The organism is Pseudarthrobacter kochi (assembly GCF_055412805.1).
The window spans coordinates 15,562-35,197 of the sequence record NZ_JBVAYV010000009.1; the positions used below are offsets into that span (position 1 = coordinate 15,562).

The 19,636-nt window shown below is 67.6% G+C and carries 22 protein-coding genes and 1 riboswitch; of the genes, 21 read left to right on the plus strand and 1 reads right to left on the minus strand.

Annotated elements, in window-relative coordinates; genetic code table 11:
- Positions 1-130 precede the first annotated feature (130 nt).
- The 15 genes from fliD to ACZY0Y_RS06925 all read left to right on the plus strand — a co-directional run bounded on the left by fliD (position 131) and on the right by ACZY0Y_RS06925 (position 12,410).
- Positions 131-1,465, plus strand: coding sequence for a flagellar filament capping protein FliD (gene fliD / locus ACZY0Y_RS06855; RefSeq protein WP_463957191.1), 1,335 nt, complete (start codon positions 131-133; stop codon positions 1,463-1,465).
- The gene (locus tag ACZY0Y_RS06860; protein WP_463957192.1) at positions 1,462-1,977 is read left to right on the plus strand and encodes a flagellar export chaperone FliS; all 516 of its coding nucleotides are present in this window, start codon (positions 1,462-1,464) and stop codon (positions 1,975-1,977) included. The genes fliD and ACZY0Y_RS06860 overlap by 4 nt, the downstream gene beginning before the upstream one ends.
- On the plus strand, positions 1,970-2,389 hold the full coding sequence (locus tag ACZY0Y_RS06865) for a hypothetical protein (RefSeq protein ID WP_463957193.1): 420 nt from the start codon (positions 1,970-1,972) through the stop codon (positions 2,387-2,389). The genes ACZY0Y_RS06860 and ACZY0Y_RS06865 overlap by 8 nt, the downstream gene beginning before the upstream one ends.
- A gap of 178 nt (positions 2,390-2,567) precedes the next feature.
- The gene (locus tag ACZY0Y_RS06870) at positions 2,568-2,909 is read left to right on the plus strand and encodes a flagellar basal body rod protein FlgB (protein WP_160667731.1); all 342 of its coding nucleotides are present in this window, start codon (positions 2,568-2,570) and stop codon (positions 2,907-2,909) included.
- Positions 2,909-3,301, plus strand: coding sequence for a flagellar basal body rod protein FlgC (locus ACZY0Y_RS06875; protein WP_024366495.1), 393 nt, complete (start codon positions 2,909-2,911; stop codon positions 3,299-3,301). The genes ACZY0Y_RS06870 and ACZY0Y_RS06875 overlap by 1 nt, the downstream gene beginning before the upstream one ends.
- Positions 3,301-3,606: a flagellar hook-basal body complex protein FliE gene (fliE, locus tag ACZY0Y_RS06880; protein WP_463881003.1), complete on the plus strand. Its 306-nt coding sequence runs from the start codon at positions 3,301-3,303 to the stop codon at positions 3,604-3,606. The genes ACZY0Y_RS06875 and fliE overlap by 1 nt, the downstream gene beginning before the upstream one ends.
- Positions 3,606-5,213, plus strand: coding sequence for a flagellar basal-body MS-ring/collar protein FliF (gene fliF / locus ACZY0Y_RS06885; protein ID WP_463881000.1), 1,608 nt, complete (start codon positions 3,606-3,608; stop codon positions 5,211-5,213). Before fliE ends, fliF begins: the two co-directional genes overlap by 1 nt.
- Complete coding sequence (gene fliG, locus ACZY0Y_RS06890) at positions 5,210-6,226, plus strand: flagellar motor switch protein FliG (RefSeq protein WP_463957194.1); 1,017 nt, start codon at positions 5,210-5,212, stop codon at positions 6,224-6,226. Before fliF ends, fliG begins: the two co-directional genes overlap by 4 nt.
- Positions 6,216-6,869 carry a FliH/SctL family protein gene (locus ACZY0Y_RS06895; protein WP_463957195.1) on the plus strand — a complete coding sequence of 218 codons (654 nt, stop codon included), beginning with the start codon at positions 6,216-6,218 and terminating at the stop codon, positions 6,867-6,869. Before fliG ends, ACZY0Y_RS06895 begins: the two co-directional genes overlap by 11 nt.
- Positions 6,866-8,194: a FliI/YscN family ATPase gene (locus ACZY0Y_RS06900; protein ID WP_463880990.1), complete on the plus strand. Its 1,329-nt coding sequence runs from the start codon at positions 6,866-6,868 to the stop codon at positions 8,192-8,194. The genes ACZY0Y_RS06895 and ACZY0Y_RS06900 overlap by 4 nt, the downstream gene beginning before the upstream one ends.
- A complete protein-coding gene (locus ACZY0Y_RS06905; protein ID WP_463880987.1) occupies positions 8,191-8,625 on the plus strand; it encodes a flagellar FliJ family protein in 435 nt (144 codons plus the stop codon). The genes ACZY0Y_RS06900 and ACZY0Y_RS06905 overlap by 4 nt, the downstream gene beginning before the upstream one ends.
- Positions 8,622-9,299: a C40 family peptidase gene (locus ACZY0Y_RS06910; protein WP_463957196.1), complete on the plus strand. Its 678-nt coding sequence runs from the start codon at positions 8,622-8,624 to the stop codon at positions 9,297-9,299. The genes ACZY0Y_RS06905 and ACZY0Y_RS06910 overlap by 4 nt, the downstream gene beginning before the upstream one ends.
- Positions 9,296-10,750 carry a flagellar hook-length control protein FliK gene (locus ACZY0Y_RS06915; RefSeq protein ID WP_463957197.1) on the plus strand — a complete coding sequence of 485 codons (1,455 nt, stop codon included), beginning with the start codon at positions 9,296-9,298 and terminating at the stop codon, positions 10,748-10,750. The genes ACZY0Y_RS06910 and ACZY0Y_RS06915 overlap by 4 nt, the downstream gene beginning before the upstream one ends.
- Positions 10,751-10,768: 18 nt before the next feature.
- Positions 10,769-11,203, plus strand: coding sequence for a flagellar hook assembly protein FlgD (locus ACZY0Y_RS06920; RefSeq protein ID WP_463957198.1), 435 nt, complete (start codon positions 10,769-10,771; stop codon positions 11,201-11,203).
- A gap of 31 nt (positions 11,204-11,234) precedes the next feature.
- Positions 11,235-12,410: a flagellar hook protein FlgE gene (locus tag ACZY0Y_RS06925; RefSeq protein WP_463957199.1), complete on the plus strand. Its 1,176-nt coding sequence runs from the start codon at positions 11,235-11,237 to the stop codon at positions 12,408-12,410.
- 1,054 nt (positions 12,411-13,464) lie between these two features.
- Positions 13,465-13,539: riboswitch (cyclic di-GMP riboswitch) on the minus strand.
- A gap of 49 nt (positions 13,540-13,588) precedes the next feature.
- Here ACZY0Y_RS06925 and ACZY0Y_RS06930 read toward each other — a convergent pair.
- Positions 13,589-15,028 (minus strand): diguanylate cyclase domain-containing protein, encoded by a 1,440-nt coding sequence (locus ACZY0Y_RS06930; protein ID WP_463957200.1) that lies wholly within the window; start codon positions 15,026-15,028, stop codon positions 13,589-13,591.
- 307 nt (positions 15,029-15,335) lie between these two features.
- On the opposite strand from ACZY0Y_RS06930, the gene ACZY0Y_RS06935 reads away from it, so the two are divergent.
- From ACZY0Y_RS06935 to fliO, 6 genes are all read left to right on the plus strand, one after another.
- Positions 15,336-15,623: a flagellar FlbD family protein gene (locus ACZY0Y_RS06935; protein WP_463880975.1), complete on the plus strand. Its 288-nt coding sequence runs from the start codon at positions 15,336-15,338 to the stop codon at positions 15,621-15,623.
- A 3-nt stretch (positions 15,624-15,626) separates the two neighbouring features.
- Positions 15,627-16,442: a motility protein A gene (locus tag ACZY0Y_RS06940; protein ID WP_463880972.1), complete on the plus strand. Its 816-nt coding sequence runs from the start codon at positions 15,627-15,629 to the stop codon at positions 16,440-16,442.
- Positions 16,439-17,266, plus strand: coding sequence for an OmpA/MotB family protein (locus tag ACZY0Y_RS06945; protein WP_160667707.1), 828 nt, complete (start codon positions 16,439-16,441; stop codon positions 17,264-17,266). The genes ACZY0Y_RS06940 and ACZY0Y_RS06945 overlap by 4 nt, the downstream gene beginning before the upstream one ends.
- A gap of 72 nt (positions 17,267-17,338) precedes the next feature.
- Entirely contained in the window at positions 17,339-18,235 is an 897-nt protein-coding gene (locus ACZY0Y_RS06950; protein ID WP_463880969.1) for a flagellar motor switch protein FliM, read from the plus strand.
- Positions 18,232-18,960 carry a flagellar motor switch protein FliN gene (fliN, locus tag ACZY0Y_RS06955; protein WP_463957201.1) on the plus strand — a complete coding sequence of 243 codons (729 nt, stop codon included), beginning with the start codon at positions 18,232-18,234 and terminating at the stop codon, positions 18,958-18,960. Before ACZY0Y_RS06950 ends, fliN begins: the two co-directional genes overlap by 4 nt.
- Positions 18,961-19,536, plus strand: coding sequence for a flagellar biosynthetic protein FliO (gene fliO / locus ACZY0Y_RS06960; protein ID WP_463880964.1), 576 nt, complete (start codon positions 18,961-18,963; stop codon positions 19,534-19,536).
- Positions 19,537-19,636: the final 100 nt, after the last annotated feature.

Genomic DNA, 19,636 nt, shown 5'->3' on the forward strand with positions numbered 1-19,636 from the left:
GACTTAATCCCGATCAAGACACTGCGGAAGGGCCGGACGATGCGAGATATCCATCGTCCGGCCCTTACGCGCAACATCTGAATTTCCGAACACAGGCACCAGCAGTCATTTGCAGCAATGAGAGGCAGCGATGGGAATCTCACTCGACGGACTGGCCAGCGGGCTCGACACCACCGCGCTCATTAGCTCCGTGATGCAGGTTGAGGCCATCCCGCAGACGCTGCTCAAGTACAAGTCACAGGACCTCCAGTCCATGGTGTCGGCCTTGCAGGGGCTCAACAGCAAGGTTGCTGCGCTCGCCACCCAGGCCACCGCTGCGGCCAAGCCCGGCGCCCTGGACCTCAACACCGCAACCACCAGCAGCGACAAGGTCACCGCCACCACCACGGCTGCCGCCAAGGCCGGTTCCATCGACTTCCAGGTCACCAAGCTCGCCCAGACCCAAGTCGCGGTCACGCCCAAGGTGAACGCCGTGACGGGCTGGCCCTACACCACGATGACCATCAACAGCGGCGGCAAGGATTACACGATCCAGCCGCTCCCCAGCAACCTTGACGACGTCGTGACCAAGGTGAATGCGGCGGGTGCAGGTGTCGTGGCAACTAAGGTGGACGTCGGCGGCGGCGACTTCCGGATCCAATTCACCGCGACGAAGTCCGGCGCTGCCGGTGCGTTCACCATCAGCGATCCCGGAACCACCTTCACGGATGTCAAGACCGCCCAGGACGCTGAGCTCGTCCTCTGGCCGACGAGTCCCACCGCACAGACCACGATCAAATCCTCGACAAACGTATTTGCCGATGTGCTGCCCGGCGTGACGCTCACTGCCAAAGAAGTCACCGCCGCCCCCGTCACGCTGACCGTGGCCCGGGACGACGCCGCTATCACCAAGCTCGCCTCCGACCTCGTGTCGGGCGCCAACGGCATCTTCTCCCTCGTAGCCAGCAAGACCGCCGTCACCAGCACCACCAACACGAGCGGGACATCGACGACGGCCGGCATCTTCGCCAGCGACAGCGCGGTGCGCTCCGTGAACCAGAGCATCCTCTCCGCCGCATCCCTGCCGGTGGGCACCCCGCCGCGGTCGCCGTCGGAAATCGGCATCAGCATCACCAAGACCGGCGCCATGGAGTTCGACGCGACGAAGTTTGGAGCCGCACTGGCCGCTGATCCGGCCGGCACCGCGGCCAAGGTCCAGGAAATCGCCGGCCGCATCGCCACCGCCGCCACTGCCGCCTCGGACAAATACGACGGCACCCTGACCCAGAAGATCACCGGACAGCAGTCAGAGGTCCGCGACCTGGCCACCCGGATCAGCGACTGGGATACCCGGCTCGCGTCCCGTAAGGCCACGCTGCAGCGCACCTACTCCGGCCTGGAAGTGGCTCTCAGCAACATGAAGGCCCAGCAGTCCTGGCTCACCGCCCAGCTCGGCGGCCTTTCTTCAGGAAGTACCTCAGCATGAGCACCATGTCTTTCGGTAACGGCTACGGCAGTGCCGCCCAGCGGAACCAGTACCTGGCAGATTCCGTCCTCTCGGCTCCGCCTGCCCGGCTGCTCACCATGCTTTACGACCGTCTTCTCCTGGACCTCGGCCGGGCGGAATCCGCGCAACAGTCGGCCAATTGGCCCGTCGCGTCGGAGAACCTCCTGCACGGCCAGGCCATCATCGCCGAACTCATCTCCTCGCTCAAGACGGACGCCTGGGACGGCGCCGACGGCCTCCTTGGCCTGTACAACTACGCTTTCACCGCACTGGTCAACGCGAACATCCAGCGCGATCCGGCGCTGACCCGTGAGGCAATCGAACTCCTGGAACCCCTGCGCCAGGCCTGGCACGACGCCGCTGCTGCCGTTCCCGCCCCGTCCCCAGCCGCGTCTCCCGCTTTCGGGGCCGCCGCCCCCACAGGTCCTGCCGCAGCGGGCGCCTGGAACACCCAGCCCGGAACAGGTGGCGGGAGCCTCGGCTTTGGGTAACCAGACGGATGTGGAGACCGGCTTAGGGGGAGCCGGCATCCAGCACTCCGAATCAACCCTGACGTCGCCTGCGGACACCGCACTGGCAGCCTGGACCGCAATCCTGGATGTACTGGAGATGGCCGTGGGCGCCGCCGAGCGCACTCTGAAGGACCCGCTTGGCCCGCTGTCCGCCGCACCCCAGGCCGGCGTGGAGCCCCACGCCGAGAAACGCTGGCAGCCGCCGGTGCTTCCTGGACCGCTGCCGGCCGTTGCCCGCCGCCGCGCCCTCGCGTTGTCCGCCGCCCAGGAGCGCGTCGCCAAGAGGTTGGAAGAAGCCCGGACGGGCGTCGCCAAGCAACTGCAGGCCGTCTCCTCCGTTCCCGGCGTCGGGGATCCCTCCGGCGCTGTCTACCTCGACGTGAACGGCTGAACTGTCCCTTAGGAAGAGCCGTCAGAGTCCGCAGGCCACCCGGCAGAAAAACATGCCAAATAGTTTCATATTTTCTGCTAACGCGCGGCTGACCAGTGCCGATAACCACTGATAGAGCACGGATCGCTCGTTTAAAGGCCACGGATCGGCCACCCCCACCTTTCCCAGGCAGGACCCTGTGCTCGAATCCGTGACTTCCGCCGCCCTGGCCAGCGCCATGGACGGCCTCGCGCTGCGCCAGCGCGCCATCGCGAACAACATCGCGAACGTCAACACGCCGAACTACCACGCGAAGCGTGTCAGTTTCGAGGCAGCCCTGGCCGACTCCGTGAAGTCCGGTGAAGGCACGGTTGGCGCCACGACGGGCACGTCGCTCGAGCCCACCCAGTTGAACGGCAACAACGTCAACCTGGATACCGAAACCCTCTCCAACATCGACACCGTGCTGCGTTTCCAGTTCGCCGCCCGTGCCATCGGCGGGGAATTCAACGCTGTGCGCGCCGCGATGAGGACCAACTAATGACCTTTGACGCAATCGGCATCGCCGGCTCAGCCCTGACGGTGCACCGCAAATGGCTCGACGCTGTCTCGGACAACCTTGCCAACATGAACAACGCCTCCAGCACCAACGGACCCGCCTTCCAGGCCAGGTACGTGGAGGCCGCCGAAGGTTCCGAGGGCACCGGCGTTTACGTCAAGAGCACCCAGCTGGGCAGCGGCGAAGGCCGGATCGTCTACCAGCCGGACCACCCCCTCGCGGATGCCGACGGCAACGTGAAGTACCCGGACATCGACATGGCCGAACAGATGGGCGCCCTCATCATCGCCCAGCGCGGCTACCAGGCCAACGCACAGGTTGTGGACCGCGCCCGTGAGACCTACCTGGCTGCCCTTGAGATTGGACGATCCTGATGCCTGTTTCCCCCATCGCCCCCGTCCAGGGCGTTATGCCCACGGACTACCTTTCCGGCGCCGGCGCGGCCAGCGGCACTGACGGCTCCGCCTTCGGCGCCTCGCTCACCGGTGCGGTGGACAACCTCCAGCAGCTGCAGTCGACGTCGAAAGAGCTCGCCGTCTCTGCCGTCACCGGCAACCTGGACGACATCCACAACGCCACCATCGCGGCCAGCCGCGCCCAGATCACCCTCGAGCTTGTGGCCACCGTTCGCAACAAGGGCGTTGACGCGTTCAACGAGATCATGAGGATGCAGGCCTGATGCCACCGCAGATCACCGGCTTCTTCCAGCGCTTTGGATCAGGCCTCAAAGGATTCACCACCGGCCAGCGCACTGTCGCCGTGATCGGTGCGGCCCTGCTGGTGGTCGGCATCATCGCCCTGTCCGCCTGGCTCTCCAAGCCCACCATGACTCCGTTGTTCTCCGGCCTCAAGGACACCGACGCCAACGGCATCGTGGAGCAGCTGCGCAAGGACAACGTCCCCTACGAACTCAGCGACGGCGGCTCCACCATCCTGGTGCCGGAGGCCAAGGTTTACGACGAGCGACTCAAGGCCGCCGCCGCGGGGCTCCCGACGGCCGCCGCCACCGGCTACTCGCTGCTGGACAAGATGGGTGTCACGTCCTCTGAATTCCAGCAGTCCGTCACCTACAAGCGGGCCCTCGAAGGCGAGCTGGCGAGCACCATTTCCGCCATGGACGGTGTGAAGACCGCCGCCGTCCGTCTCGCGATTCCGGAAAAGACCGTCTTCGTCTCCAAGACCCCGGACACCACGGCCTCCGTCTTCGTGGAAACCGCCCCCGGCTCCACACTCTCCGGTGACAAGGTGCAGGCGATCGTCCACCTCACCTCCGCCGCCATCGAAAACCTCAAGCCGGCCAACGTCTCCGTCGTCGACTCCCAGGGCAACGTTCTCTCCGCCGTCGGCGCCGGTGCGGCGGGATCGGCGTCCAAGCAGGCAACCGACTACCAGCAGCGCACCTCCGACGCCGTCAGGGCCGTCATGGACCGCGTGGTGGGCCCCGGAAACTCCACCGTGGCCGTGGCCGCGGACGTCACGGGCGAATCCGCCCAGCAGAAAAGCGAAACTTTTTCCAACGCCCAGGGCGCCCTGCCGCTCAGCGAGTCCTCCAAGACCGAGAAGTACACCGGAACCGGGGGAGGCGCCGCGGGCGTCCTCGGACCGGACAACATCGCCGTTCCCGGCGGCACCAGCGGAAACGGCAGCTTCGACTCCTCCACGGCCACCAAGAACAACGCCGTCAACAAGGTCACCGAGGATCGTGTGATTCCGCCCGGCGCCGTCAAACGCCAGACCATCTCCGTGGCTGTCAACCAGTCCGCGGCCGGCGGGCTGAACCTGGGCTCGCTGACCTCGCTGGTCACCGCCGCCGCCGGGATCGACACTGCGCGGGGCGACGTCGTGACCGTGGAAGTGGTGCCGTTCAGCACCGCCGCCGCGGATCAGGCCGCCGCCTCCCTCGATGCCGCCAAAGCCGAGGCGGAAGCGCAGAAGCAGTCCGCGTTCTTCGGAACGCTCATCACGGCTGGCAGCATCCTGTTGGGCCTGCTGATTCTGGCCCTCGTCATCGCGATGGTGCTGCGCCGCCGGCAGAAACGCGAACCGGTAGATCTCGGCGAACGCCTCGACCTGGAGATGATGCCGGTCATGCCGACCGTCACGGCGCTGCCCCCGGCGCCTGAGACGTCGGCCATCCCGATCACGGCCCTGCCGCCGCTGCCTCCGCCGCCCGCCCAGGTGGAGGCTGAGCGCCGCCGCTTCGAGATCGAGAACATGGTTGCCGCCAACCCGGAGAAAGCGGCCGACTACCTGCGCGGCCTCATGGATGACAGGCAGCCGGTATGAAACTCGCGGATTCGACCCTGACCGGCACCCAGCGGGTCGCCGTCGTCCTCATGCAGATGAGCCCGGCCAACGCCGCGAAGGTGATGGCCCAGTTCAACGACGCCGAGGCCGAGGACATCGCCGCTGAGATCGTCCGGCTCCGGAGAGTGGATCCCGAGGTCGCCGAGCAGATCATGAAGGACTTCCACGAAGCCGCGATGTCCAGTCCCCGGCAGGCCCGGGGCGGCCGTGAACTGGCCGAGGGCCTCCTGGAAGCGTCCTTCGGGTCGGAGAAGGCCGCCGGCCTGCTCAACCGGCTCACGGTCAACATGGCCGGCAAGTCCTTTGAATTCCTGGAAGACATCGAACCGGTCCAGATCCTCGCCCTGATCGACGGCGAACTGCCGCAGACCATCGCCCTGGTCCTGGCGCACCTCAGCCCGCGCAAGGCCTCCGCCGTGATGTCCGGCCTGCCCGGTTCGTTGCGGGCCGACGTCGCCCTCAGCATCGCGACGATGGGTTCCGGCGCGCCGGAGGCCATCGGCATTGTGGCCGACACCCTCAAACTTCGCGGCGGCGCGGCCGTCTCGCAGCAGGCCTCCAAGGTGGTGGGCGGCATCCAGCCGCTGCTGGAAATCATCAACCGGACCGACGCCGGCACCGAACGCTCCGTGCTGGACGGACTGGACCTGTTGGATCCTGACCTCGCCGTGGAGATCCGCGCCCAGATGGTGACGTTCGAGGACGTCGTGAAGCTGGAACGCCGCGATGTGCAGCTGGTCCTGCGCGGGCTCGATGCCTCCGTGCTGGCTGTGGCCATGAAGGGCGCGTCGGAGCCCGTCCTGGAGACCATCACCACCAACGTGTCCGGCCGCAACCTGGAAATCCTCGAATCCGAGATCGCCGCCCTCGGTCCGCTGCGCGCCTCCCAGATCGAGGAAGCCCGTGCCGCCGTGGTCCGCTCCATCCGCGAACTTGAGGCCGACGGCCAGATCACGATCCAGCGCGGGGACGAAGAAGACTATGTCTACTGACGGGACCGCCACCGACAGCGGCCCGGCCCGGATCATCTTCCCCTCGCTGCGCGCGAGCGGACCTGCCAGCGAACAGGCAGGCTACACCGAAGGGCACGCTGCCGGCTACGCCGCCGGCGTCCGTGCCGCGGCCAAGGAACAGCGCCGCTGGCGGGACCGCATGGCAGCCGAGCAGGCCGCCACGCTCGCCTCCGGGCAGCAGGACCTCGACCGTGCGGTCCGGGCCCTCGCCGTGGCCCGCACGGACTTCGCGCACCGGAACGTCCAGGCCCTGCACGACGCCGAGGAGGTCCTCGCCCGGACCGCCCTGGAACTCGCCGAGGCCATCCTGGGCTACGAACTGGCGCACGGCACCAGGACGGCCCGCGCCGCGCTGGACCGGGCCCTGTCCGGAAACGACGCCGCCACAGTGCTGGCCATCCGGCTGAACCCGGCCGACATCGAGGTTCTCGCCAAGGAAGGCCAGGACCTGCCGGCTGGCCTGCCGCTGCACGCGGACGCGTCGCTCAACCGCGGCGACGCCAGGGTCGAATACCAGCAGGGCTGGCTCGACGCGAGCCTCGGCAGCGCCCTGGCGCGGGCCCGCGAAGCGCTTCTGGGCGACCAGGGCCGGGGAGCGAATGCGCCGGGGGACCAGCGGTGATCGCCGAGTGGCGTCCCATGGGCGCGGACTACGCCGCGGCACTGCGTGCCGCCGCCCCGCAGCGGGTCGGCGTCGTGACCTCGGTCATGGGGCTGGGCCTTGAAGTGTCCGGACTCGACTGCGCCCTGGGCGACCTGGTGACCGTGGGCTCGAACCCTGGACTGGACGCCGAGGTGGTCGCCGCACTGGACAGCTCGGTGCGCTGTATGCCGCTGGGCCGGCTGGCCGGCGTGGCGGCCGGCGATCCCGTCCGGGCCAAGGGCGGCGCAGTCATGGTCCCCACAGGGGCCGGACTCTTCGGCCGGGTCATTGACGGCCTGGGCCGGCCGATCGACGGCAAGGGTCCTCTCAACAGCGGCCCCCGCGTGCCCATCGACAACGAAGCCCCGAATGCCATGAAACGCGCCCGTATCGACACCGCCCTGCAGACCGGCGTCCGGGTGCTGGACACGATGACCACGTTCGGCAAGGGCCAGCGCATGGGACTCTTCGCCGGTTCCGGCGTCGGAAAGTCGTCCCTGCTCTCCATGATCGCCCGCGGCACGGACGCGGAGGTCTCGGTGATCGCCCTCGTGGGGGAGCGCGGCCGTGAAGTCCGTGAGTTCCTCGAGGACGACCTCGGCCCTGTCGGGCTGGCGCGTTCCGTCGTTGTGGTCGCCACCTCCGACGAACCGGCCCTGATGCGCATGCGTGCAGCGTTCACCGCGACCCGGATCGCCGAATCCTTCCGGGACAAGGGCCAGGACGTGGTCCTGATGATGGATTCCCTGACCCGGGTGGCGATGGCCCAGCGCGAGATCGGCCTCTCCGCCGGCGAGCCGCCCGCCACCCGCGGCTACCCGCCGTCGACCTTTTCCATCCTGGCCCGGCTGCTGGAGCGTGCCGGCACGGCCGAGACCGGCTCAGTCACCGGCATCTACACGGTGCTGGTCGACGGCGACGACCACAACGAACCGATTGCCGACGCAGCCCGTTCGATCCTCGACGGCCACGTCGTCCTGGACCGGAAACTGGCCGTCACCGGGCATTTCCCCTCGGTGGACGTGCTCGGCTCGGTGTCCCGAGTTGCCACCAAGGTCAATTCCCGCCCGCACCTCGAAGCGGCGGCCACGTTGCGGCGCGTTCTGGCAGCCCGCAAGGCCGCACAGGACCTGATCGACGTCGGCGCCTACCAGGCAGGCACCAACCCGCTGGTCGATGCGGCCCTGAACCACGAACAGGACGTCAGCACCTTCCTGCAGCAGCCGATGGACGAATCAACGGCCCACCCCGAGTCCTGGCAACGGCTCAACCACCTCACCTCGATCCTGGGAGCAGCAGCATGAACCGCCAATTCTCACTGGCAGGGCTCCTGCGCCTGCGCCAGATCCAGCAGGACCAGGCAGCCACCGGACTGGCCAGCGCCCGCTCCCGTTCCAGCTCCGTGCGGGCCCGGGAAGCCGCTGCACGCCGCGACCTGGCCTCTGGCGATGCGCCGATCTCCAGCTCCGCCTCCCTGCGGGCCGTCGCCGCAGCGCGGTCCTCATCCCACAGCATGCTCGCGGACCTGCAGACCCTTTCGAGGATCGCGGAGACCGACGAAGCCACCGCACGCGAGGAGTTCATCGCCGCCCGCACCCGTTCCGTCGGCCTGGAGAAGCTGCAGGCCCGCCACGACGAAGAGGTCCACACCGCGGACCTGCGTGCCGAACAATCGACCCTGGACGAGATCGCCTCCACCGTCTGGCACCGCGAAGAGCAGGAGGTGAGGTCATGAGCATGACCGAGGCAATCGGCCGGATGCAGGGCATCCAGTCGATGATCACCGAGCTCACCCGCCCCACGACAGCCGAGACCAATATCGCCGCCATGAAATCGGCGGCGGCAACATCCCTGGCCACGGGCACCGGGAGCGGCGACGCGGCATCCTTCACCGAGGCGTTGACCGCCGCACTGGGCGGGACCGCGGGAACCGACATCTCCTCGCTCGCCAACAGCCTGGGGCTGGGAAGCACGACGGCGGTCAGCGCGCTCAAGGGCCTCACCGCGCCCGGCACCGTACCCGCGGCCGGCGCCGCAACAGGGACCGACGTCGTCGCCATGGCGAAGAAGTACATCGGCGTGCCCTACGTCTGGGGCGGAACCAACCCCGCCACCGGGATGGACTGCTCCGGCTTCACCCAGCGGGTGTTCAAGGACCTCGGCATTGAGATTCCCCGCGTCGTGAGCGACCAGATGCGCCAGGGCACGCCGGTGGCGTCCCTGGCCGAGGCGAAGCCAGGCGACCTGCTGGTGAGCTTCGGCGGCGACCACATCTCCATCTACCTGGGCAACGGCAAGGCCATTGACGCGCCGGTCCCCGGCAAGACCATCCAGATCCGCGACGCCTGGGAGCAGTATTCCAACCTGACGTCCATCCGGCGGATGGTGCCGGCAGGAGGGGCCTCATGAAAGGCATGGATCTTTCAGCCGCGCTGACCTCGCCCGTCCAGGCCAGGGGTCCCCAGCAGGGCGTACGGCCGCGGTCCGAGCCAGCGAATCCGGACGCGGGCTCCTTCGACGCCGTCCTCAACGACGTCCACAGCGTCCTTCCGGGCAAGACGCCCGACGCCGACCCCGCACGTGACGCCTCTACGACCGCCGACGCCGATTCTGCACAGCCGGACGAGGGCGCTGCGCAGTCTGCCGACAGCCGTTCCGGCGCCGCGCAGGTGACCGCCAGCATCCAGGGCACTGAGCAGAACGTTTTGGCAGCGGCACTTACCCTTCCAGTCACCGGCGCCCACGAGCTTTCAGCGACCGCCGCAGCCGCTTCGGCCGGTGTGGCCGGTGTGGCAGAAACGCCCGGACCAGATCCCCGCCTCGCAATCCCCGGAGCACTCCGGACCGGAACCACCCCGGCTGCGGTGGCTCCGCAACCGACGAACGCGGCGGCAGCCGCGGCCGAACAGGTCCCTGGCATGCAGCCCGGAAGTGCGGCCACTGCCCACGCCGCCGCGGCACAGCAGTCCGCCGCACAGCCGTCCGGCGCTCAGCGGCCGGCACCAGGTACCGCCGCTCCGCTCGGGACGCCCGCGAACGGTCTCCAGAGCGCAGCTTCCACTGCTATCCCTGGCGACGCGCCTTCACAGGGCGTTGCTGCTGCAACGGCAGCGGCACCGTCGTCGCCAGTAGCTCCGGCAGCGCCGGCTCCCGCCGTGGCCGCCGTGGCGGCCGTCGGCGCCGCTACCGGGTTCGCCGCCGTCGCGACGGCCGAGGGGAAGGCTTCCGGCCCCGCCCGTACCGAGAACACACCCGCCGCTGCACCCGCGGACGCCCTGGCAGCGGCCGGCGTGGCAGCGGCCGCCACGCCGCCGGCAAACCAGCCGACGACGGCGGCGGCGGGCGCGCCTGCCCCGCAGCCGGCCACCCAGGCAACGACCCAGCCTGCCGCCACGCTCCAGCCGCAGCTTGCTAAGCCCCTCTTCACGTTGGCGGGGGCTCCGCACGGGCAACACATCATGACCCTGCAGGTGAACCCCGAGGACTTGGGCCCCATGACGGTCCGGGCGCACATCGACGCCGCGGGAGTCCGGATCGAGCTCTTCGCCCCAGGAGACGCCGGACGCGAGGCGATCCGCGGGATCCTGCCGGAACTCCGTAAGGAACTCGCCGATGCCGGCTTCGGGGCCAGCCTCGACGTCTCCGAGCACAACGGCCCGGGAAACACGGCCCGGGAAGGAACCGGCCCGGACCCGGACGGGCAAGGCGCCGGGCGGGACTCCGGCTCCGGTCCGGGCAACCGCCACGGCCCGGGTGATCCGCGCCCCGGCCACCGCTGGGACGCCCTGGCCGACAGTGACGCCCTGCGCACCGCCCGGATCCTGAACGGCCCCCAAACCACCCTCGACATTCTTGTCTGACACGAAGGAACGCGACACATGACGATCCAGCCCATCGCTTCATCGCCGGTCACGGCTGCGGGGGAGACCCCGCAGGCTGCTGCCGTGCGGGCGCCCGTGCAGGCCATGGACTCGGAGGTCTTTATGTCCCTCCTGGTGGCCCAGCTCAAGAACCAGAACCCGAGCGCCCCCATGGACACCAACCAGATGATGAGCCAGACCATCCAGCTCTCCATGATGGAGAAGATGCAGGAACTGACCACCAACAGCAAGGAAGGGTTCTCCCTGCAGATGCGGCAGGCCGCGGCCCAGCTGATCGGCCATTCCGTCGGCTACACGCTCGGTGACGGCACCACCGGCACGGGCATCGCCAGTTCCGTGTCATATTCCGGAGCTGTTCCGACCGTCAAGGTCGGCGAGCTCTCCATCCCCCTCGACTCCATCACCGGGCTCACCGCTCCGGCCGCTTCCTGACCAGTTTTCCACCCGCAGAAAGGCAGTTCCCATGCTCCGCTCGCTGTACTCCGGAATCTCCGGCCTTCGCGCCCACCAGACCATGCTGGACGTCACCGGTAACAACATCGCCAACGTCAACACGGCGGGCTTCAAGGCTTCCTCCACCCAGTTCCAGGACACGCTGTCCCAGATGACCCAGGGGGCCTCCGCGCCGCAGGGCGAGACCGGCGGCAGCAACCCGGCCCAGATCGGCCTTGGCGTCCGGGTTGCCGGCGTCAGCACCAACTTCGCCCAGGGCTCCTCGCAGAGCACCGGACGCGCCACGGACATGATGATCTCCGGCGACGGCTTCTTCGTCACGAGCAAGGGCGGCCAGCAGCTCTTCACCCGCGCGGGTGCCTTCAACCCCGACGCCGCCGGCCAGCTGGTCAGCCCCGACGGCGGCATCCTGCAGGGCTGGACCGCCGTCGGCGGCGTGGTCAACACCGGCGGTCCGGTCGGCGGCATTACCCTGAACTCGAACACCCTGGTTCCCGCAAACAAAACCTCTACGGTGGCGGTGGACGGCAACCTGCCCAGCGACGCCGTGAACGGCACAAAGCTTGAGCGCGTCGTCAAGACCTACGACGCCCAGGGCGCAGAGAAGAATTTGGCTCTCACCTTCAGCAAGACACTTGCCGGGTGGGATGTGTCGACTAATGGCGGGGCGACAATCGACGGTTCTCTGGTATTCGACGGCAGCGGAATGCTGACCTCGGGGAACCCGGTCACGGTTAGCGGCGGAACCATCACCGTCAACCTCTCAACTGTCACGTCCTACGCGGGGCTGACCTCACTCGCCATCAGCGGCCAGAACGGTTCCGCTGCCGGGAAGCTGGAGTCCTACACCCTCGGAAACGACGGCTCCGTGATCGGTTCCTTCAGCAACGGCGTCAAGCAGGTCCTCGCGAAGATCGCGCTGGCAAAGTTCACCAACCCCTCCGGTCTGGAGAAGGCGGGCGGTTCGTCCTACGTTGCCACCGCCAACTCCGGCGGCGTGCAGCTCGGCGGAGCGGGCGACGCCGGCATCGGCACCCTTTCCGGTGGCTCGCTGGAGATGTCCAACGTGGACCTGTCCCAGGAATTCACCAACCTGATCGTCGCCCAGCGCGGCTTCCAGGCCAACGCACGAATCATCACCACCTCGGACGAGGTGCTCCAGGAGCTCGGCAACCTCAAGCGCTAAGGTTCCGGAATAAGTGATTGTGTCCCGGTTGAACCCCGGGGGAGGCTATGGTCACTGTCGTGGAGCGGGTTGGCGCGTGCTCGCTCCAAGAGGGCCTTCCTGAAGCTGGTAGCGATGCCGTGACCTTCCCCGTGGCCCAAACGCGAAATGTCCACGGTCCTTCCCTCCACTGAGATTGTGAGAGTCTCGCCGGAAACTCGCTTGCCGAGAGAGAGCGCCACAGCTGAGGAACAGGGTATGTCCATGACCAGTTCCGACCGGGCAATGTGATTCGTCACGAAAAGGAATCGCTCGTCCGTGAGTACGACGAAGCCTGGTTGATCGTTGAGGTGCCCTTGCCCGGCGGCCCGGACCAGTTCGTTTCGGTGCAGGTGGCGTACAACATCTCGCGTGGATCTTGTTCCGGAGAACGGGAGGCCGGCCCTGTCGGCGGCATTGGATAGGCCGTGGTGGTACATGAATCCAGCTGGGAGATTCTCCTCAATGCCGAGCAAATGTTCATAGAAGTCCGAGCGGGGATCTGCCGATGTCCAGACGATTTCGGTCCGACGTCCTGCAGGGGACGCCGAGCCCGTCAGCCGTGAAGCCCGCCGCCGACGTCGCAGGGAACGAGGTATGTCGACGAACACTTCATTCGCGTTATGGGATTCGGTCGGGAATCCGGCTTCCCCGGCGGCACCACGGACAAGGCGGAATGCTGTGGCAGCATCCGTCAGCATTGTCCAAAGGACGGTGCTGGAAGCAGTCACAATGTTCCCTCCTTCAGTGGTCTATTCCTTCCCCGTGGCTGAACGGCGCGACGTCGGCCGCGGCCGCCTTGTGGCGCCCCAATAGTCCGGATTCAACGTAGATTGCATAAAACCTTCAGATGCGAAGTGGGGTGGGCCTCGCTTAGCAAGGCAGCATGATCCAACGGGCGTCCGGGAGGACGCCACGACCCGCTGCGGTCAGGACTGTGGGAGTCTGGGAAAGTGACTTCCAGCTGCTCTCGAAGCGACATATCGGGCATGGAGCAGGGCTGGGTGAATCGGGAGCATACCGGCGACCTTTGCTGTTCGGCAGCCCGGCTGACCGCATGGGCCCCGTGGCTTTGCGTCCCCGGCTCGCACCGGGTTTGCCTTTGTCGACGAGCGGATGCTCAGCCGAGCGCCACTATAGCAAAGGACTTGACAAATGGGTCAGCTGATCGCAGTGGTAGCGCCCACGGTCCCGGTCCCTGCAGCATTACCGCTCTCCGGGTCCGTCACCGTCCGGCGTAGGGCTTGCCAGAAGGCCGTTGCCTCCGTGGGGCGGGGCACGCTGATGATTCCCTGCCGCGTCAGCGAGTCGGTCCACTGCTGGACCAACTCGTGGTGGAAGACGAACTCCTGGAGGGCGGTCCGCTCCGGCAGGAGCATCCCGACCGGATCCGCCGCGGCGGGCAACTGATCGATTGCTGCCAGCAAGGATTCCAGGGTCCGTCGTGCCGTCTCCGGCCCGCGGGTCTGCTGTGGCAAGCTGCCCTGGCGCTTGGCCGACGCGATCGCGTCCCGCAGGGTTCGTGTGTAGGCAGCCCAGGACCGCGCCTGGCCCGGACGGACGGGCAGGGTCCACTCAGCGTCGGAAGACGGCAGCCCGTCATACATCACGTACCGGCCCCTTCCGGCGCGTTTGGCCGCGTACATCGCTTGGTCGGCCCACTCCAGCAGGTCTTCGATTTTCTCCGCCCTGGAACCTGACCCGGAGCCGAGCGCAATCCCCACACTCGCCGTCATGCGCAGTTCTTTCCCCGCGACCTGGACCGGTTCCGCCACGGCGTCCATGATGCGCCTGGCCATGCCCGCTGCCACCCCGGCTCCCGAGCCTGGAAGCAGGAGGGTGAATTCGTCGCCACCGGTCCGCGCGGCGGTGTCCCCGGACCGGGTGCAGGCCTGAATCCGGCGGGCCAGTTCGAGCAGCAGGGCATCGCCGGCGGCATGACCGTAGGAATCGTTCACCGGTTTGAATCCGTCGATGTCTACCGAGAGCACCAGCAGCGGTTCACCCCGCTGCACGCTGGCGTCCCGTGCCGCGCGGAGCCGCTCGTGCAGCAGGGTCCGGTTGGCCAGCCCGGTCAACGGGTCGTGGCGGGCCTGGCTTGCAAGCCGGTCCAGCAGTACGGTCTCCTCGGCCCGGGCCCGTTCGTGGATGGTCCAGTGCAGAATGCTGGTGACGCAGATGGCGAGGAAGAGGGCACCGTGGATGAGCCCCCACGTCAGGGGATCCTGCAGCGCAGCGGGATGGTTGTACAGGTGCCGGGGTGCCACGATGCCCAGAATGCCGTGGTGGGCGAATACCACCGCCGCACTCGCCGCTAACGGGGTCCAGTCCTCATAAAGGGCCACAACCGGCACCATGATGAAGAACAGGAAGTGCGCTTCGATGGTGCCGGACGTGTGGACGGCCATGGCCGCAGCCGCCATCAGGGCCACCGAGGTCAGGGATGCCCGGAGCCGGCGGCCGGCAGGGGCTTTCCAGCCAGCCGCCGCTAAAACAGCCGGCGCGGCCCCCTGCAGGAGCGCGTGGCCCGGTTCGATGCCCTGGCACAGCGCGAAGACCGTAACCGCCAGGGATGAGGCCAGCGCGAACGCGACGATCATCCGGTGACGAAAGGCCCATGCGCGCTCCGGAAGATTAGCGCCCTGGGGAATGAAACTGCCGATCGCACGAAGCCACTGCAGTACCACGGAGACGCCCCCAAGAATCATTAAGTCTAATGTCGGCTTGAACATCCGCGCCGCGATGGTACCGACAGCCTACTGTAGCCATCAGGCCGGGCTGTGATGCGAATTACGGGCCTGCGTCGCGCTTCGAAGCGGCGCAAAGGGCGTGCGCCTAACGGATGTGGCGGGAATGCCGACAGTAGGTAAAAGAACACCGCCCCCAATAACAAAGCAGAATCGGCCCATGATCGTTGTCACTCGCCTCAACGGAACGCGTTTCGCGGTTAATCCGGATCTGATCGAGCGTATCCACGAGAGCCCGGACACCCATCTGGTGACCCTCGACGGTGCCGCGTACGTGGTGCTGGAAAGCCTCGCCGAAGTGGTTGAACTCATTGCCGACTACCGGGCCTACGTCCTGAGTAAAGCGCGGGACTTTCCCGCGGTGACCGGATACCCCCTGAGCCTCGTCCCGCCGTCGGACACCGTGGGCGACGGCCGCCGCCCAGCACCTGAACCACCAAGAAAGTAATCCATGGATCCCGCAACAGTCATCGGACTGCTTCTCGCCTTTGGCTCCCTCATCGTTATGGTCCTTCTCGAGGGTGGCAGCCTCAGCTCGCTCGTGCTGCCGGCACCCATGATCCTCGTTTTCGGGGCCACCCTGGCCATCGGACTGGCCGGAAACACCCTCAAGGACGTCCTCCAGGCATTCAAATCCGTGCCGGGAATGTTCCTCGGTAAAACGGCAAAACCGCAGGACAGCATCGACCAGATGGTGCGCTTCGCCGAAAAGGCCCGCAGCGAGGGGCTGCTCTCCCTGGAGGAAGAGGCCGCCGGCGTCAACGATCCTTTCCTGGCCCGGGCGCTGCAGAACATTGCCGACGGGACCGACGCCGAGGACCTCCGGATGCAGATGGAGGACGAGATCGATACGAAATCCCGCAGCGATCACGCCTCGTCGAAGTTCTTCGCGTCCCTCGGCGGCTACGCCCCCACCGTCGGCATCGTCGGAACCGTGGTGTCCCTGACCCACGTGCTGGAAAACCTGTCCCAGCCGGATGAGCTGGGGCACATGATTGCGGCGGCCTTCGTTGCCACTCTCTGGGGCCTGCTGTCCGCCAACTTCATCTGGCTCCCGTTCAGTTCGCGCCTGGCCCGGCTGTCCGAACTGGACATCGAACGCCGGACGCTGCTGATGGAGGGCATGCTCGCCGTGCAGTCCGGCGCGCAGCCGCTGTTGCTCGCCGAGAGGCTCCGCTCCATGGTTCCCGAGCACCAGCTCAAGAGTTCCGGAAGCGGCCGGAAGGCCGCCAACGGCGACGCCGGAACGATGGACACCGCGGCGTGAGCGGCCGCCGTCGCCCCCGCAAGAAACCCGAAGAACACCACGTCGACGAACGCTGGATGGCGTCCTATATGGACATGGTCACGGTGCTCATGTGCCTGTTCATCGTCCTCTACGCCATGTCCACAGTCGACGCGAACAAGTTCGAGAAGCTGCGCAATTCCCTCGCCACCGGCTTTGGGGCGGTTGCGAGCGAGACAGTGGACACGGCAGAGGGCACAGTGGTCCCGCCCGAACTTGCGGACAAAAACCTGGAGGCGTTCGCCGCGCTCCAATCCGCGGGTTCGCCGGCAGCACCCGACGCCCTCGAAGCGGCCCTGAAGGAAGTTGACCGGCTGCGTGCCCTCGAAGCGCAGATGAAGGCAGGCCTGGCGGCCGCCGGGCTCAGCGAGAACGTTGAATTCCAGATCGACCAGCGCGGACTTACGGTCAAACTGATCGGTTCCCAGACCTTCTTCGCGCCTGACCGGCCGGAACTGACCGATCGGGCGGCCCAGGTCCTGACAATCATCTCTCCGATCCTCGGCCCGGCGTCCCTGGAGATCATGGTCGAAGGCCACGCTGCCAACGGCATCACCGCCTACCCGTCCACCTGGGAGTTGTCCTCGGCCCGGGCCGTCAACGTCCTGCGCTACATGGTGGACCGCGGCGGGATCGCGCCGGCAACCATCGGCGCCGTCGCCTTCGGCTCCGCGCGGCAGGTCAACGACGACTCCACCCCCGAGCTCATGGAGCGAAACCGCCGGGTGGACATCGTGATCATCTCGGACCAGCCCGACGTCGTCCGGGCACTGATTCCGGAAGTGCTGAAACACAGCGGGAAATAGCTGTTTAAGCCCCGGCGGATTCCATGCGGCGGACTGCTTACCGCTGCGGATCCCCTGCCGATAGTGGCAACCGTGAGTGTTTTGGATGAGCGGGAAGTGGCACGGGAACGGGCGGTCAGCGTCTACGACTTCCGGCGTCCCGCGACGCTCGCCCGGGAACACAGCCGCGTCCTGGAACTCGCCTTTGAAACCTTCGCCCGCCAGTGGGGAACCCAGCTGACCGCGAAGGTCCGCGTCAAGTCCGTGGTGCGGCTCGAAGACGTCAGCATGCTCAGCTACGACGAGTACGCAGCCTCCCTGCCCGCGGTCACCGCCATGGTGCTCTGCACCGTCGAGGGACACGATTCCAAGCTCGTGGTGCAGTTCCCCGCCCCCGCCGCCCTCGGCTGGGTGAACCGCATGCTCGGCGCCTCCAACGATGCGCCCATGCCGGACCGCAAGTTCACCCAGATTGAACAGGCCCTGGTCAAGGGGCTCATGGATGAGGCGCTCGAAGACCTCGGCTATTCCCTGGGGCCGCTGCTGAGCGAAACCGTCCGGGTGGACACCATCCAGTACAACTCCCAGTTCGCCCAGGCCGCAGCCCCCAGCGAACTGATGATCGTCGCGGCGTTCACCATCAACGTCGGCGACATGAGCGCCCCCGCCACCCTGGGCGTCCCCGCAGCACTCCTGCTGGGACGGCTCAAGAAGGTCAACCCCACCGACAACCGGGGGGACGCCGCCGCGCGTGTCAGCGCCCAGCTGGAACGGGTTCCGGTGGAACTCTCGGTGCGGCTCTCGACGTCGTTTGTCACCCCCAGCCAGGTCCTGGGCCTCGCAGTGGGAGACGTCCTGACCCTGCCGCACCTGGAGAACCGGCCGTTTGACCTCACCCTGGACGGCACCCGGCTCGCCACGGCCGCCCCGGCCCGCAACGGGTCCCGCGCGGCCGCAGTCATTGTCACAATCGAGGAGAATCACCGATGAGCATCACCCTGACCAGGCACGAATCGTCGGCGGAACGGCTCGTTGAAGAACTGCCGAGCCCGGTGGCGCTCAAAGTGCTGGCCCTCGTGCCGGCCCGCGCCGCCGCGGCCTACGCCCGCCAGGCCGTCACCGCCACGTTCGTCGGCTCCGTCACCGCAGACCTCGCGCTGATGCTGAGCGACCGCACCTTCCTCGACGAAGCCGCCGGCGGCATGGCGGGAGCCCAGCCCGGCGTCGTCTCGGTGACGGACGTGCTGCGCCCTGCGATGGAAAGCGCCAGCTCGGTGTTCGGCGCCGGAGTCCTGAGCGACCTGCGCGAGTCCGACGCCTCCGGCCTGCTCTCGGACCCCGACACCGCGGTCTTCGAACTCTCCGACGGCGTCAACGCCGCCGCCTGGTTCGCCGTCCGCCTCCGCGAACACAACACCAGCCAGGACCGCGACGGCGACGTGTTCGCCGGCGGCGGGGCCGTAGCCGGCCGGCTCGGCCGGATCAACAACATCGAAATGGCCCTCACCGTGGAGATCGGCCGCACCCGCATGTCGGTGCGCGACGTGCTCTCGCTCGAACCGGGCAAGATCATCGAACTCGACCGCTCCGCCGGCGCCCCGGCGGACGTCCTGCTGAACGGGCGGCTGATCGCCCACGGCGAAGTGGTGGTCCTGGACCAGGACTACGCCGTCCGGATTACCCGCATCCTCGATGTTGCCGAGGGACTTAGCTGAATGGACGCACTGATCCTCGGGCTGCGGGTATTCGTGGCCCTGGGCGCGGTGCTGGGCCTCATGTGGCTCCTGCAACGACGGCTCGGCAAGGGCACCGGACGGCGCCGGGCCGACCGCGCACTGACCATTGTCAGCCGGCAGAGCGTCGGCCAGAAAGCTTCCGTCGTGGTTGTCGACGCCTCGGGGCAGCGATTCCTCCTTGGCGTCACAGAACACGCCGTCAACGTCCTGCACACCGGTGACATCCCGGCCGAAGCCGAGGAAGCCGCCGTCCCCGAAACCCGCCGCGGAGCCGGCGAATTTGCCCGGATCCTGTCCGGCTTCGGCCCGCTGCCCGGCCGGCAGGCCGGCTTCGAGGAACTCTCCGAGGACAGCGTGGACGCTGCCGACTCCAGCCCCGCGAACGCCCCGCTGCCCCGCCGCAGCACCCTGCACCGGGACTCCCACGCGCGGGGGCCCGCGCTGCGTGGCAACAACTCCGGCGCGGCCGGCCATCCGCCCCTGCACGGGTCAATCCTGGCCGGCTCCACGTGGAAGCAGGCCGCTGCCGCTCTCAGGAGCGGGCGCCGCAATTGATCCGCTCGCTGACTTTCCGTTCCGCCTCCGCACTCCCGGCCGCCCCCGGCGCTGAGCTGATCCGGCCTGGCGCAAACCGCGCGGCAACTGTCCCCGCGGG

Excerpts from the sequence above, each read along its gene's own strand:
- fliD (WP_463957191.1), top strand. The coding sequence starts at position 131 with ATGGGAATCTCACTCGACGGACTGGCCAGCGGGCTCGACACCACCGCG.
- ACZY0Y_RS06860 (WP_463957192.1), top strand. The coding sequence starts at position 1,462 with ATGAGCACCATGTCTTTCGGTAACGGCTACGGCAGTGCCGCCCAGCGG.
- ACZY0Y_RS06875 (WP_024366495.1), top strand. The coding sequence starts at position 2,909 with ATGACCTTTGACGCAATCGGCATCGCCGGCTCAGCCCTGACGGTGCAC.
- fliE (WP_463881003.1), top strand. The coding sequence starts at position 3,301 with ATGCCTGTTTCCCCCATCGCCCCCGTCCAGGGCGTTATGCCCACGGAC.
- fliF (WP_463881000.1), top strand. The coding sequence starts at position 3,606 with ATGCCACCGCAGATCACCGGCTTCTTCCAGCGCTTTGGATCAGGCCTC.
- fliG (WP_463957194.1), top strand. The coding sequence starts at position 5,210 with ATGAAACTCGCGGATTCGACCCTGACCGGCACCCAGCGGGTCGCCGTC.
- ACZY0Y_RS06895 (WP_463957195.1), top strand. The coding sequence starts at position 6,216 with ATGTCTACTGACGGGACCGCCACCGACAGCGGCCCGGCCCGGATCATC.
- ACZY0Y_RS06905 (WP_463880987.1), top strand. The coding sequence starts at position 8,191 with ATGAACCGCCAATTCTCACTGGCAGGGCTCCTGCGCCTGCGCCAGATC.
- ACZY0Y_RS06910 (WP_463957196.1), top strand. The coding sequence starts at position 8,622 with ATGAGCATGACCGAGGCAATCGGCCGGATGCAGGGCATCCAGTCGATG.
- ACZY0Y_RS06915 (WP_463957197.1), top strand. The coding sequence starts at position 9,296 with ATGAAAGGCATGGATCTTTCAGCCGCGCTGACCTCGCCCGTCCAGGCC.
- ACZY0Y_RS06920 (WP_463957198.1), top strand. The coding sequence starts at position 10,769 with ATGACGATCCAGCCCATCGCTTCATCGCCGGTCACGGCTGCGGGGGAG.
- ACZY0Y_RS06925 (WP_463957199.1), top strand. The coding sequence starts at position 11,235 with ATGCTCCGCTCGCTGTACTCCGGAATCTCCGGCCTTCGCGCCCACCAG.
- ACZY0Y_RS06930 (WP_463957200.1), bottom strand. The coding sequence starts at position 15,028 with ATGATCGTCGCGTTCGCGCTGGCCTCATCCCTGGCGGTTACGGTCTTC.
- ACZY0Y_RS06935 (WP_463880975.1), top strand. The coding sequence starts at position 15,336 with ATGATCGTTGTCACTCGCCTCAACGGAACGCGTTTCGCGGTTAATCCG.
- ACZY0Y_RS06940 (WP_463880972.1), top strand. The coding sequence starts at position 15,627 with ATGGATCCCGCAACAGTCATCGGACTGCTTCTCGCCTTTGGCTCCCTC.
- fliN (WP_463957201.1), top strand. The coding sequence starts at position 18,232 with ATGAGCATCACCCTGACCAGGCACGAATCGTCGGCGGAACGGCTCGTT.
- fliO (WP_463880964.1), top strand. The coding sequence starts at position 18,961 with ATGGACGCACTGATCCTCGGGCTGCGGGTATTCGTGGCCCTGGGCGCG.